Annotated in this window: 16 protein-coding genes; 14 read left to right on the top strand and 2 right to left on the bottom strand. The window is 62.0% G+C overall.

Going from position 1 to position 13732, the window contains the following annotated elements; genetic code table 11:
- Positions 1–414: 414 nt before the first annotated feature.
- The 11 genes from IRI77_RS02605 to IRI77_RS02655 all read left to right on the top strand — a co-directional run bounded on the left by IRI77_RS02605 (position 415) and on the right by IRI77_RS02655 (position 9372).
- Positions 415–1239, top strand: a complete 825-nt coding sequence (locus IRI77_RS02605) for a flagellin N-terminal helical domain-containing protein (protein ID WP_194450534.1) — start codon at positions 415–417, stop codon at positions 1237–1239.
- A 112-nt stretch (positions 1240–1351) separates the two neighbouring features.
- Positions 1352–2689: a flagellar filament capping protein FliD gene (gene fliD / locus IRI77_RS02610; protein ID WP_194450535.1), complete on the top strand. Its 1338-nt coding sequence runs from the start codon at positions 1352–1354 to the stop codon at positions 2687–2689.
- Between the two features lie 49 nt (positions 2690–2738).
- Positions 2739–3008 carry a hypothetical protein gene (locus IRI77_RS02615; RefSeq protein WP_194450536.1) on the top strand — a complete coding sequence of 90 codons (270 nt, stop codon included), beginning with the start codon at positions 2739–2741 and terminating at the stop codon, positions 3006–3008.
- A 100-nt stretch (positions 3009–3108) separates the two neighbouring features.
- On the top strand, positions 3109–3462 hold the full coding sequence (locus IRI77_RS02620) for a flagellar basal body rod protein FlgB (RefSeq protein WP_228486566.1): 354 nt from the start codon (positions 3109–3111) through the stop codon (positions 3460–3462).
- The gene (gene flgC / locus IRI77_RS02625) at positions 3459–3896 is read left to right on the top strand and encodes a flagellar basal body rod protein FlgC (RefSeq protein ID WP_194450537.1); all 438 of its coding nucleotides are present in this window, start codon (positions 3459–3461) and stop codon (positions 3894–3896) included. The genes IRI77_RS02620 and flgC overlap by 4 nt, the downstream gene beginning before the upstream one ends.
- Positions 3897–3916: 20 nt before the next feature.
- Positions 3917–4234: a flagellar hook-basal body complex protein FliE gene (gene fliE / locus IRI77_RS02630; protein WP_194450538.1), complete on the top strand. Its 318-nt coding sequence runs from the start codon at positions 3917–3919 to the stop codon at positions 4232–4234.
- A gap of 17 nt (positions 4235–4251) precedes the next feature.
- Entirely contained in the window at positions 4252–5886 is a 1635-nt protein-coding gene (fliF, locus tag IRI77_RS02635) for a flagellar basal-body MS-ring/collar protein FliF (RefSeq protein ID WP_194450539.1), read from the top strand.
- Positions 5886–6902, top strand: coding sequence for a flagellar motor switch protein FliG (gene fliG / locus IRI77_RS02640; RefSeq protein WP_194450540.1), 1017 nt, complete (start codon positions 5886–5888; stop codon positions 6900–6902). Before fliF ends, fliG begins: the two co-directional genes overlap by 1 nt.
- Positions 6892–7554 (top strand): FliH/SctL family protein, encoded by a 663-nt coding sequence (locus tag IRI77_RS02645; protein ID WP_194450541.1) that lies wholly within the window; start codon positions 6892–6894, stop codon positions 7552–7554. The genes fliG and IRI77_RS02645 overlap by 11 nt, the downstream gene beginning before the upstream one ends.
- A gap of 20 nt (positions 7555–7574) precedes the next feature.
- Positions 7575–8912, top strand: coding sequence for a FliI/YscN family ATPase (locus tag IRI77_RS02650; RefSeq protein WP_194450542.1), 1338 nt, complete (start codon positions 7575–7577; stop codon positions 8910–8912).
- A 7-nt stretch (positions 8913–8919) separates the two neighbouring features.
- The gene (locus IRI77_RS02655) at positions 8920–9372 is read left to right on the top strand and encodes a flagellar export protein FliJ (RefSeq protein ID WP_194450543.1); all 453 of its coding nucleotides are present in this window, start codon (positions 8920–8922) and stop codon (positions 9370–9372) included.
- 8 nt (positions 9373–9380) lie between these two features.
- Here IRI77_RS02655 and IRI77_RS02660 read toward each other — a convergent pair whose 3' ends face one another.
- Positions 9381–9851, bottom strand: a complete 471-nt coding sequence (locus tag IRI77_RS02660) for a bacteriohemerythrin (RefSeq protein ID WP_194450544.1) — start codon at positions 9849–9851, stop codon at positions 9381–9383.
- Between the two features lie 81 nt (positions 9852–9932).
- Positions 9933–10880 (bottom strand): GGDEF domain-containing protein, encoded by a 948-nt coding sequence (locus tag IRI77_RS02665; protein WP_194450545.1) that lies wholly within the window; start codon positions 10878–10880, stop codon positions 9933–9935.
- Positions 10881–11465: 585 nt separating this feature from the next.
- Here IRI77_RS02665 and IRI77_RS02670 point away from each other — a divergent pair.
- From IRI77_RS02670 to IRI77_RS02680, 3 genes are all read left to right on the top strand, one after another.
- Positions 11466–11801, top strand: a complete 336-nt coding sequence (locus IRI77_RS02670; RefSeq protein ID WP_194450546.1) for a hypothetical protein — start codon at positions 11466–11468, stop codon at positions 11799–11801.
- A 38-nt stretch (positions 11802–11839) separates the two neighbouring features.
- On the top strand, positions 11840–12988 hold the full coding sequence (locus tag IRI77_RS02675; RefSeq protein ID WP_194450547.1) for a diadenylate cyclase: 1149 nt from the start codon (positions 11840–11842) through the stop codon (positions 12986–12988).
- Between the two features lie 144 nt (positions 12989–13132).
- Complete coding sequence (locus tag IRI77_RS02680; protein ID WP_194450548.1) at positions 13133–13531, top strand: TraR/DksA family transcriptional regulator; 399 nt, start codon at positions 13133–13135, stop codon at positions 13529–13531.
- The last annotated feature ends 201 nt before the right edge of the window (positions 13532–13732 follow it).

The raw sequence follows: 13732 nt of genomic DNA on the forward strand, positions 1-13732 counted from the left end.
CGCTATTTGTGTGCGCGGTCCTCGCGAACACCTAAATTCCCTCAAACATAGCCACTCGTGTGCGACAAAGGACTAAGTAAATGCATAGGCAGTACCACTTAGGCGGCAGCGGCGGAATCAGGATCCGGATTCGCCGGGTTGGATGGGCCGCGACTGTCCCATATAAAGAAGATGCCGATCCGAACGAACCAGTGAATGCAGGCGGACGGCAAGGACCGGAGGCGCCGGCTGGAGCGGTGCCCTGGAGCTTTGCCTATCGGATGACGGCGCTGAGCGCCCCCTTCAAATTTCTGTCAAGAGCCTAAAGAAATTTCTTAAAGGAAATTGGGTCCCTTGCGACAACATGAATGTCCTCGGCGAGCTTAAAAGGATCGACCGGGAATTCAAAAAAAGAAATTAAAGGGGAGAGTAGAAATGGCGATCTCAGTTCAAACCAATACCGGCTCTTTGATGGCGCTGGACAATCTTCGTACCAACACCGATTTCCAGTCAAAGACCATCCAACGGCTGACCTCGGGCTACCGCATCAACGCTTCGGGCGACGACGCGGCTGGTCTTGCCGTGGCCAACAGCTACCGCACGCAGGTTGCCGAACTGAACCAGGGCATCCGCAACGCGAACGACGGCCTGAGCCAGCTCCAGATCGTGGACGGCGGCCTGAACAACATTTCCAAGATGGTGGACCGGTTGCGCACTCTGGCGACCCAGGCCGCTTCCGATACGTTCACGGGCGACCTGACGACGCTGGACGACGAATTCACGGCGATCAAGACGGAAATCGACCGCCAGGCTGCCAACATCGGCCTGATCACCGGTGGCGACAATGCCAAGGCCGGCGAAGTGTTCGTGGGCGGCGGCGACACGCAGGCGAACTCGATCGTGACCCTCGATCTGACCGCGACCAGTGTGGTTGACTCGGCCGGTCTCGGCGTCGACGGCGATGACCTGACCAGCAAGGCGAACGCCAAGACTGCCCTGACGAACCTGACCGCCGCCACCGCGACGCTGGGCACGATCCAGGGTCAGGTTGGTAGCAGCCAGAACAAGCTGCAGTATGCCGTCAACCTCGCTTCTTCCCAGTCCACCAACATCTCGGCCGCTGAGTCCCGCATCCGTGATGCCGATATCGCTGCTGAAGCTTCGAACCTCACCAAGGCTCAGGTTCTGCAGCAGTCCTCGATGGCGGCCCTGGCGCAGGCGAATTCGGCTCCGCAGTCGGTGCTGACCCTGCTCCGGTAGTACTTTGGGTTTGTTCTTGACCAATTTTGGGGCCGATCTTCGGATCGGCCCCATACGTGCATTGTCAGTTGGTTTGGATCGCCGCCCGGCGGGGATGTGAGGAGAGTAAGATATGTCTTCGAGTAGTGCAATTTTCAGCGGTAACAGCCGCTACGCGAGTGACTTTCAGTCAGTGATCGAGAGATCCGTCGCGATCGCGTCGATGCCATTGACACAACTCCAGAATCAGCGGAGCAATACCGCGAGCGAACAAACGGCGATCAGCAGCCTGGCCTCCAAGTTCTCGACGCTGCGAACTGCGCTGGACAATATTGATTCGGGAACGACAGCTGCTCCGACGGCGACGCTGAGCAACTCGGCGGTTGCCCGCGTCACGGCGGCCTCTGGTGCGCAGCCGACGGAAATGAACCTCGAGGTGATCAACCTGGGGTCCTATTCGACATCACTAAGTAATGATGGCCTGATCAAGGTGACCGATCCCACATCGCAGTCGATCACCAGCGATGAAGTGGCGACGCTCACCATTAATGGCGTGCCGATGGAAATCCATCCGCCGGTGGGCAGCCTGAACGCGTTGGCGCAGGCGATCAATGAGAAAGGCGCCGGCGTGCAGGCTTCGGTGGTGAACATCGGCGGGCCCGGGGCCGCGGATTACCGTCTGGCCCTGCGCAGCACCGACCTGGGCGGGGTGACGATCGATCTTTCTGATTCCACAGGCAGCATCGCCACTCAGTACGCCACAGGCACAACCGCGCAATATCGCGTGAACGGCTTCCCCGCGACCGCGGTGGACAGCACTTCGCGCAAGGTGACGATCGCGCCGGGTGTGACTGCGGAATTGGCAGCGGTGGGTTCGACGGACATCTCACTGACACCGAATGCGACCAAGCTTCAGGACTACATCTCCGCCTTCGTGACTGCTTTCAATGCAGCGGGTTCTGAAATCGATACACACCGCGGGCAGGGGACCGGCGCACTGTCAGGGCAGAGCCTGCCTTCGGAACTGGGCAACACTCTTCGTGAGCTGATGAAGTTCGAAACGACCGGCTCGACGATCAGCAATCCGGCTGACCTGGGCTTGTCGCTCGATCGGAACGGCACGCTGCTGTTCAACACTGCCACGTTTGCCACTGCTTTTGCCGACAACAATGATGCTGTTCGGGGCTTCCTGGGCGGCGAGAGTTCCGGTGGATTCCTGCAGAGCATGAAGGCCACTCTGGACACGGTGGATGGGCTGACGGGCGGGGTATTGACCGATGCCTCCAGCCAGGTAGCCAAGACGCTCGTGCGGCAAGACGACCAGATCGCCGAGATGCAGAACCGCATTGACGTGATGGAGACCAACCTGAAGGAGCGGATGGCGGCGTCGGACGCGGCGATCGCCCTTTTGGAACAGCAAGTTACGCTCATTACGGGACTCTTCAGTGCCAACAACAATTCCAACAACTGATGCCGGTGGGGCCGCGGAAGCTTGCTGGGATGCCTACTATCGGTCCCTGATGGCGATTCTCCAGAGCGAAGACATGCACGCCGCGTTGGCACAGGTTGAGCAGGTTGCGGCCGCGGTCCAGAAGTATCTTTCGGACGCCCCAACACCCGAGGCACGCGCAAAACGCGCCCAGAGACTCGTGCAGGAATTGGAGGCGGCCCGCCGGTCGGCGATCGCTACCCGTGAGCACCTGCGGCAGCAGGTGCAGACAGTCAAACCCACCACCGCATACGCCTCCCAGGGCGGGGGCGAGCACGAACCCTGGTCCACCAGCCTTTAGCGAATTCGTCAGAATCTTGACGGTGATCGTCCGGTTGCTGACGGCGAGCCGGGGATAAAGCCCAGCCGACTTAACAAAACTCACTTGGCATGCCGATTGCATGTCAGCAAGTGTTATGGTCGACAAACTCGCTGAAGGTATCGAGCGATACATGGATCTGGTGGCACTGCGCCAGCGCCTGGTCAGTGCCAACATTGCGAACGCGGAGACCCCGAACTACCGGACGAAGGACGTGGATTTCGCGTCCCAAATGCAGTCCGTGCTGGAAGGGGATCAACCCAAAATCTCAGAACCCGCGGGTCTTGCGGCCAAGTCCGACGGCAACAACGTCAGCATGGAGCGCGAGATGCGCCTGCTGTCTGAGAACGCGATGCGATTCCAGATCGCCTCGACACTCCTGAAGACCGAAGTGCGTCAAATCAAAACGGCCATCCAGGAGGGTAAAGGCGCATGAGCCTCTTCACCGCACTCTCCGTCAGCGCCACCGGGCTTACGGCGCAACGCCAGCGCGCCGAACTGCTGGTGGAAAACCTGGCAAATTCCGAGACAACCCGTACGGCCGAGGGCGGACCCTACCGCCGCAAGGACGCCGTCTTTTCCACGGCTTCCGTGGATACCCCTTTTCAGTCGATGTATGCCTCCGAGCTGGGCAACCAGGCGTCGGGGGTGCAGGTGAGCGAGATCGTGACGGATACACGCGATCCCGAGCGGCGCTACATGCCGGGTCATCCGGACGCCGACACCGAGGGCTACGTCAAACTCCCCAATGTGAATCCGGCCGAAGACATGGTCGACCTGATGAGCGCCTCGCGCAACTACCAGGCAAACGTGACGGCGATGAGCGCGGTGAAGGACATGATTCACCGTTCCATCGATCTACTGCGGTGAGCGGCAGGGAGGGAGTCTAGATGATACCGCCCGTGACATCGATGGCGAACATTGCCGGCATCGACAACATCTCCGGATTGGGGTCGCCCAGCCAGGTCACTTCCACCGGTCCGGTCAGTCCCGAGTTCGGCAATCTGCTGGAAGCGGCGATCGACCGCGTCGAGTTGTCGCACAATACGGCCGAGACCGCGGTGAACCAGTTTGTCAGCGGGGAAGAGAACGAGATCCACTCCACCGTGATGGCGGTGCAGCGCGCGGAACTCGACTTCGAGCTGGCCCTGCAAGTGAAGAATAAAGTCGTTTCGGCCTATCAGGAAATCATGCGGATGCAGATCTGAGGCCTCACTAGGACCCAATGAACCAACTGCGCAGCATTTATGCCTCTCTTACCCCGAAGCAGCGGGGTTCGATCGTGATCATCTGTCTCGCGATCATCGCCGGATTCTTCTATATCTCCCGGTGGCAGCACGAGCGGGGTTTCGAGCCCCTATATAAGGAGTTGACCAGCGAGGATGCTTCGGCTGTCGTGGCCAAGCTCAAGGAGCGGGGTGTTGAATTCCGCCTGGGCGAGGGCGGGACGTCGGTGATGGTGCCGACGGCACAGGCCGCGGAGATGCGGCTGGAGATGGCCGGCGCGGGTTTGGTGCGCAGCGGGCGGCCCGGCTTCGAACTGTTCGATAAGGTCAACTTTGGCGTGACCGACTTTGCGGAGCAGGTGAACTACCGTCGTGCGCTGGAAGGCGAGCTGGAACGTTCCGTCGTTTCGCTGGCGGAGGTCGAGAAAGCCCGGATCCACCTGACTTTCAAGCGCGAGTCAGTGTACACAGAGGCGCGGCAGCCGGCGAAGGCGAGTGTCCTGATTAAGTTGAAACCTTACGCCAAGCTCTCCGCGCAGAATGTACAGGCCATTGCACACCTTATTTCCAGTGCGGTGGAAGGCCTGAGTCCGGACTCGGTTTCCGTGCTGGATATGAACGGCAATCTGCTGGGCCGTCCGAGGCGGACACCCACCCAAAGCGGCGAAGAGCTGAACGATTATGCGCTGGAATACCAGCAGACGGTGGAGAAGCAGTTGCTCTCCAAGATCAACTCGACCCTGGAACCTCTGTTAGGGCCGGACCGTTTCCGGGCCGGGGTTTCGGCCGATTGCGACCTGACGAGTACGGATGAGAGCGAGGAGATCTTCGATCCCGAGCGCTCCGTCATGACGAGCAGCCAGAAGAGCGAGGACAGTTCCAGCCACACGCCGGCCGGCGGAGTGCCCGGTACCGCTTCGTCACTGCCCCGTCCTTCCAATGAGGGGGCGAAGGGACCGGTGGGGACCTCTCGCAAAACCGAGAATGTGGCCTACCAGACTTCACGGAAAGTGCGGCATCGCAAGACCCCGCAGGGCACGCTGCGGCGCGTTTCGGTTTCCGTGCTGCTGGACAACGATGTCGAGTGGCAGGGCCAGGGCGCCAGCAGGAAAAAGGTGATTGTGCCGCCGACGCCGGAGCGGGTGAAGTCGATTCACGACCTGGTGGCGGGGGTGGTGGGTTTCTCGCAGGAACGCGGCGACCAGATTGTCGTGGAAGTGCTGCCGTTTGAGATGAATCTGCACGGCGACCCGCTGGCAGACCAGGCGCCCGCGCCGGCGGCCGCCAAGGATTGGAAGTCCAAGATCACGAACGTGGTGCAGGACCAGAAGCAACTGATTCCGCTGAGCGCAATTTTAGCCGCGGTGTTCGTGCTGGGTGTTGGAGCATGGCAGTTCCGCCGATATAAGAAAGCGAAGCAGGCGCGCAAGTCCACGGTTTTGGAAGCCATGCCGGCCCTGCCAGCGGCGTCGAGTACCCCGGGCGCTTTGGCTGAGGCGATGCAGGAGCAGCAGGCGCTGGAAGCCGAGGAGGCAGATCCGGTGGCCCGGTTGCTGATGCTGGTGGAAGAGAAACCGGAGCAATGCGCGAACGTGCTGAAGCAATGGCTGTCTGAGCAGGAAGCGGGAGCGTAATGAAGCCAGCAACGGAAGCAAGTCCCGGCGCAAGGAAGGTGGCCGTGCTGATGGCCGCCCTGGGTCTGGAAGCCAGTTCCAAGCTTTTGAAGCAGTTGGAGCCGGATGAGATTCGGATGGTCAGCGCGGCCCTGAATGCCTTGGGGCCCGTGCCGGTGGACGAGGCGCACCAGGTTCTGCAGGAATTCGAAGAGAAGGCGTCGACGCGGCAGATCATGGGTCATGGCGGACCCGGCTACACGATGAAACTGCTGTCGGGTACTTTCGGTGAAGAGTTTGCCCGGCAGACCGGGTTGGCGCTGTCGGGTGAGGAAGTCAAGAAGACCGCGCTCGACCTGCTGGCGGAGGCGGACAGCGAACAACTGGCACGCATCCTGGAACCGGAGCATCCGCAGACCGTCGCCCTGCTGATGTCGGCCATGGCGCCGGATGCCGGCTCCAAAATCGTCTCCTCGTTCACGCCGGAACGGCAATATGAGGTATTCACCAGGATGGCGGTGATCGACCAGTCGGATCCGGCCATGATCGAGCTGATTGCCGAGTCGCTGCTGCAACGGCTGCCGGCGGGCGGCGCTCCGCAGAAGCAGCGGGCCAGCGGCGTGCAACTGGCGGCGGAACTCATCAACCGGTTGGATCCGGAAGATGGAGTCCGGGTACTGGATTCGGTGGGATCGCAGGCGCCCGAACTGGCGGAGTCGATCCGGCGGCTGTTGTTTGTCTTCGACGACATCCTGAAGCTGGACGCCAAGGCGATGCGCGAGTTGATCTCGCGTGTGGATCGCAAGCTGCTGGTTCTGGGTTTGAAGGGCACCAGCGAAGAGATCCGGCAGAAGTTCCTGGGCTCGATGTCGAAGAACGGCGCATCGATGCTGTTGGAAGATATCGATGCGGCGGGTCCGGTGCGGTTGAGAGAAGTGGAAGGGGCGCAGCAGCAGATCATTTCCGTGGTACGGCAGATGGAAGCCGAGGGGCTGATCGATTTGCGGTCGGCGGGTGCGGAAGAATATGTCGTCTAGGGTTCTGGACAGTTCGGCCGGACGGTCGGTCAGGCCGTGGTTCGAACGGCAGGCGAGCAACGGGCACGGGCCCACGGCGCTATTCGCCACCGAACCGCAGCCCAAGCCGGAAGTCGAGCGGCGGGCCGAGGCGCGCAAGGAAGTCGACGAGATCCGGCAGCAGGTGGAGGCTGTGAAGGCGCTCGCTTTCCAGGAAGGCGTGGCGGCGGGCCAGGCGGCGGCGCGGGCCGAGGCGCAGGAAGAGCTGCGGGTGGTGCTGGACCGGTTGGCGGTTTCGGCGGCCCAACTGGCGAGCCTCAAGCACAAGCTGCGCAAAGAGGCGGAGCACGAGATTCTCAAACTGACTTTCGCGGTGGCGCGGCGCATCGTGCGGCGCGAGCTGTCGATGGATGCCGACACCGTGTTGGGTTTGCTGAACGCCGGGCTGTCGAAGATTTCCAAGAAGGACCTGCAGAGTATTCACGTACATCCGGGTCATGTTGAGCAGATCCGGGCGGCGTTGGAGGAAGAGGGCGTCATGACGGCGGAAGTTGTGGGCGACAACGCCCTGGCACTGGGCGACATTCTCTTTGAAACCAAGCAAGGCGAGTTGGATGCCCGCCTGGAGACGCAGTTCTCCGAGATTGAGAATGGGTTCGCTGACCGGATGTGATGGGAGTGGGCACGGAAACCATGGTTGCGGAACGCCATCTGCCGGAGCGGTTTAGCGCGGATCGATACCTGAGTCACCTGGACTCGATTGAGCCTCGCTGCTGGAATGGTACCGTCACGCGCATGACCGGCTTGCTGGTGGAATCGCGCGGACCGGCCACGGCGGTGGGCGACTTCTGCTGTATTCACACCTCCTCTGGCCGTTCATTCTTGACTCAGGTGATCGGCTTCCGCGAGGGCGCGGTGCTATCGATGCCCCTGGAGGAGCCGACGGGTTTGCGGCCGGGTGACCGGATTGTGGCGCGCAGCGGACAATCGCTGCTGCACGTCGGGCCGGGCCTGTTGGGCCGGGTTCTGGACGGGTTGGGACGGCCGATCGACGGCGGGCCGAGCATTGAAGCCGAAGATCACTACAATCTGTACGCGCCTCCCCCGAATCCGCTGCAACGGGCGATGATCACCCGACGAGTCACCACCGGCGTGCGCGCCATTGATGGCTTGCTGCCATGCGGGGAAGGGCAGCGCATGGGCATCTTCGGCGGCAGCGGCGTGGGGAAGAGCACGCTGCTGGGTGTGATGTCACGCGACAATTCGGCCGATGTGACCGTGATCGCGATGGTGGGCGAGCGCAATCGCGAAGTGAAGGCGTTTCTCGAGCATGAACTGCGGGGGGATGCCCGCAAACGCTCAGTGGTGGTGGCTGCGACAGGTGACCAGCCGGCCCCGGTGCGGATCCGTGCGGCGTACTTGGCTTTGACGGTGGCGGAGTATTTCCGGGATCAGGGGGCGAAGGTCCTGCTGATCATGGATTCCGTGACGCGCCTGGCCATGGCCCAGCGCGAGATCGGCCTGGCGGCGGGCGAACCGCCCAGCCAGCGCGGCTACACGCCGTCGGTCTTTGCGCTGCTTCCGCGGATTCTGGAACGAGTAGGCAACTTTGATCGCGGCTCGATTACCGGCTTCTTCACCGTGCTGGTGGAAGGTGACGATTTCAACGAGCCGATCTGCGATGCGGTGCGCGGCATTCTGGACGGACACATCATTCTTTCCCGTGAGATGGCGGCTTCCGGCCACTACCCGGCGATCGATGTCCTGCAGTCGGTGAGCCGGTTGGCGACGGAGATTTCGACGCAGGAGCACCTGGCCGCGGCGCAGAAGGTGAAAGAGTCGTTGGCGGTATACCGGCGATCGGAGGATCTGATCCTGCTGGGTGCGCACGTCAGCGGGGTGAACGCGAAGCTGGACACCTCGATTGCGCGGCGGGAAGAGATTCTGTCTTTCCTGAAGCAGAAGCCGGATGCGCGGGCGCGCGAAGATGAGACATTGAAACGCCTGACCGCGCTGGCGGCGACGCTCTGAGGCGCGCATGAAGAAGTTCTCATTCCGCCTGGAATCGGTGCTGCGATACCGGGAGACGCAAACGCGGCAACGCGAGGCGGAACTGCAACAGTTGCTGGCTCGACGGGTTCGCCTGGTGGCGTTTTTGAACGAGGTCCGGGCGCAGCGGGCTGAGGCGGAAAAGACCGGTCGCACCGATGGAGTCTCTGGTGGCGTACTGCAACTGCTGCATGACTACATTCAGGCGTCGAAGCGGCAGGAGCAGACCATCCTCGGACACATCACTGCAGTGGACAGGGAAATTGAAGCCGCGCGCAAGCGTCACCAGAAAGCGCGGAGCGACGAGAAGCTGCTGGAGACGCTGCGATCGAAGTCTCTGGAATCGTGGCGCTTGGAGAGCCTGAGGGAAGGCGAGATTGTGGCCGGTGAGAGTTATCTGGCCGGCCTGTACCGCCGCGAGAACGCAAAACTGGAAGAGTGAGTGCGCCGCTAGGAAGCAACGGACTCGCACAGGCGAGGCAGCTCCATCGTATGGGCGGGGCGCATGATGGTGACTCGTTCCTGTGCAGGCCTGACACGCAGGGCCAGGGAGTGATCGAAGCCGCTGATGTGCGATTCCAGCCAGTCGCCCAATTCTTCGGTGATGTCGCGCACCTTCGTCCGGTCGGACAGAATCTTCACGTCTTCCAGGATGGCGACGCGGTGCTGGAACTCGGCATGTTCCATCAAGTGGCTGCGGCCATTGGGATCCTGCGTCAAGGCGATGAAGTTTTCCTCACCGCGGAACAGCAGTGAGGCATAGCAGCAGAGATCGCCAGCCAGCCCTTTGAGAACGCTGATGTGGGATTCAAAAACGGCTGCTTCGTGGAGGCGCCCGAGGATCTCAAAGAACATGTAGTGCTGCCGGTCGATGTCTTCAATACCGAGCGACATCTCCTTGCGCCAGTTCAATAAATTCATGGTGTCCTGAGGTTCCTTGTGTGCCTTGTCGACAGGGAGTGGCTCAGTTTGAGAAAAGTTTGAGAATTTTTTGACGGGCGGCTAGCCCAGGCGGATCAGGTTTCCGCCGCCGGCGACCGACTTTGCGGCCAGGCCGCGGGCGCGGAGGATGACGGCGCTGGAGGTATCTTCGCCACGGACGAGTGTGGCGCCCATGGAGGCCGTCACGTTAATAGCCCTACCCCACCAGCTAAAACCTGATTTTTCAATGAGATCCTTCAGGCGGGTAGCAACCAGTTCAAGGTCCGCGGGCTGCTTGATGTCGACGATGACGACGAAATGGTCGTCCTCCCAGTGGCCTACGAAGTCAGTGACGCGAAGGCAGTTATCCATAGTCTGGGCCACCATGCGCAGAACACGGTTGCCGCCGTCGGGGCCCAACTGCAGCGTGATCTGATTCAACCCATCAATGTCTACATAGATGAGGCCCGTGAGGCGCCGCTTGACCTTGGAGAACTCGATGGCGTCGTCGATGCGGACCTTGGTGAGCACGCGGTTCCGGACTCCGGTGTCGGCCTGGATGAACTGAGCGTCATTGAAATCGCGGCGGCGGCGTTGGCGGACCGGGCTGTTGCTGCTGCGGTCGAAGACCTCGACGGCGCCGATGCACTGCTGTTTTTCGTCGAAGATGGGCGTGCAGGTGATCCAGACAGGCACGCGATGGCCGACTTCATGGAGGAGAAACACCGTTGTACTGCGAGGCTGGCCGGAGCGGATGGTCGCAATGACCGGGATCTCCTCAATGCCGAATTTGCGCACATTGGGGCCGCAGTATTGCAGGAAGTGGCACTCGCGGCCCATCACGTCCTGGCGCTTATAGCCGGTAAGCTCCTCGGCTCCCTTGTTCCAGTAGGTGATGACGGCGTTGGCGTTGACGAAGTAGACGCCTTCCGAGATGCCCTCAATGATCTGAAGCAGGATATCGCGGCTCTGCGTGGGGTTGGAGTCGCGAACCGCCTGGGCCGCGTCGAGGCCCTTGCCTACCTGCATGGCGGCTTCCCCCCATGGAAGGGGTTGGATTCCAGGGCGAGAACGCGCGTGGCATGGCTGAGGGCCGAGGCATTCAGTGTGGTCAATGGGAAACCGTCAGAAGTGCACATGATTGACCCGCCTCTCTCCAGCGGCCAAAGCGCGACGCCTTGCCTGGGCGATGCCACACCCTAGCCGAGAATTCCACCCGAATTCCGTCCATCCTCGGAAGCCCCAGAACTGTCCTGAATCCGGCACAGGCCTTGAGCCGGTTGCCCTGATCCACACCGACAGGGTAGCAGAATGTAATCCAAATCACCGTAGACCGGCCCAGTGTCGAGTACCACTCGCGCCGCAGCGTAAATACCGCGCGCACAGGATGTCGGCTGGGACGTGGCCGGCGTAGTCTGAAAGCAGTTATGGAGGGCTCCGCCCAACTGCCGGAATGGAGCAGGGACGGCGCCGTCGAGTTGCGCGCCGGCACACTGGGTGCCGGAAACCGAAGTACAGATTCAACGCCGCATGGAGGCGACCTCACCGGGCAGATCGGCCCGAAGGGCCGTCGTGTGTTCTTGATGCGGCTATCCAGATTGGAGGCAGAACGATATGAGAAGAGTACTGATGGTGCTTGCGATATCGGGATTGTGTGCCGGGCTGGCCAATGCCGGCGCCAAGACCTACCACGTCAATGTTCCGGAGAAGGTCGTGGTCGGCTCGGCGGAATTGAAGCCGGGCTCCTACCGGATGCGGCTTGAGGACAAGACCGCGGTGTTCCTCGACGAGAATGCGAAACAGGCGGCGAAGGCGGAGGTGGAGGTCACCACGGAGAGCAGGAAGTTCGATCGCACCGAGGTGAGAATCTCCAGGGAGGCCGGCAATTCCGAAAGGATGGTCGGCATCGATCTCGGTGGAACGAAGTTGAAACTGGTGTTTCCGAACTAACCGGGAAGGCAACGCGACGCCTTGAGAGGATTGCCTGAATGCATCGATGGCAGCCGATGGCCGATCTCGCAATCCTGGCAGTTGTAATCTATCTGTTTCTCCGCTGGACCGCCGAGAACAGGCTGCGCGTGATGCTGCTGGCGATCAGTGCGATGTTCGGGCTGTCGGCCCTGGCTTCGAGAATGGATCTGCCGCTGGCCGCCTGGGTACTGGAAGCGTTCGGATTCACGGCCGTGCTCTTCCTGGTGACCATCTTCCAGCCGGAGCTGCGGCACCTGGTGATGCGGACCGAAGGCTGGTTCCGGCGGCCGTCGAGCCGCGACGACCCGGCGGACGCCTGCCGCGCCGTCACCGAGGCGGTGTTTGCCCTGGCCCGCGAGAAAACCGGAGCCCTGCTGATTGTCGTGCGGCAACACTCCATCCGGGAGTTGGCCGGAGGCGGGGTGGAGATCGGAGCCACGCCCTCCTCCGCACTGCTGCAGGCGGTGTTTCAGAAGAGTTCCCCGATTCACGATGGCGGCGTCGTCATCGAGTTGGACCGCATTACGCGCGCCGGTGTTCTGCTGCCGCTGACGCAACGGACGGATCTGCCGGCGCAGTTCGGGACGCGCCATCGGGCCGCGCTCGGCATCAGTGAACGGTGTGATGCCAAGGTGGTGGTGGTTTCAGAGGAGCGCGGCGATGTGACGCTGGTGCATCGCGCGAGTTGGCGGCACGCCGCAGTGGAACGTGAGTTGGTGGACTTCCTCAGTCAGGGTGGCCAGCCCGAGGCCGCCGGGCCGGGGCCAAGTGTGCGCAGGCTACTGTTCGGGCACATGAAACAGAAGCTCGCCGCACTTTCCATGACGGCCCTGGTGTGGGCTCTCACCCTGGTTTCCTCGGGTACGGCGATCAAGGATTTGCAGGTGCCCGTGGAGTTCACGAATCCGCCTGCCGGCATGGATGTCTCGAAGCCGTCGGCGACCCAGTTAGAGATGCGGGTGCGGGGTCCGCGCTGGGCTGTGGAGGCTTTGCGCCCGGACCAGATGACTGTGCGGTTCGACTTGAGCAGGGGGGGGCTGGGCGGTACGCGGCTGGCGCATCCAAGCGACGTTGTGAACCTGCCTCCCGCGGTTTCCGTGGAGTGGCTGCGTCCGGACGAAATCACCGTGAATCTCGTGCCTGCCCGGCGTGCGCGCATGAACTGACGGTGCGTACGGGGTAGGAAGATCCCGGGAAGCCAGGGGTCCAAAATACTGTGAAGACAGGATAGTTCGAGACCGCCCAGGCACCCTAGTATGGGGACAAATCAGAGATGATCCACGGCAGTTTCAGTGGAGAAGGATGCTGCGATGAAGACACTGGAGACTCTCCGGCCTAAAGAGATCCTCATGGCGCGGGCGCGCGAACTGGAACGGATCGTGCGCAGCCGGGATCTGGCCATCGAACCGGTTGCGGATCCGCTGGATGAGATCCAGCAGGCGGCCGATCGGGAACTGGCCATTGAAACGGCGGACCGCGCATCGGCCAAGCTGGCTGAGATTCGTATCGCGCTGGACCGGCTGGCGGATGGAAGCTACGGGATCTGCTCCGATTGCGACGATGACATTGCGCCGAACCGGCTGCGCGCCGTGCCCTGGGCGTCCCGCTGCATACGATGCCAGGAGCGGTTTGAGGACCGGGGCGAAGTGGAAGAGGCCGATTTCGACGACATGCCGGTGAGGCGCAAGGGCCTGCAGGATGCCGCGTAGAGAACGCTCGGCGCGGAGGACGGCCCGGGTGGCCGGAGGCATGGGCGTGCCATCGAACCGGGGTTGCGATGAGGCAGCCTGGTTGGATCCGGCCTGCCGCGAAGGGCTCCATCGATCTGCGAGCCGGGGGTGTTCTCGACGGCTTCGCCTGCAGCCGGGCACCCTGCGGGAGGATGGACCGCGCCGGCTTCCGGAATGAGC

The sequence above is a fragment of the Paludibaculum fermentans genome, from assembly GCF_015277775.1.
GTDB lineage: Bacteria > Acidobacteriota > Terriglobia > Bryobacterales > Bryobacteraceae > Paludibaculum > Paludibaculum fermentans.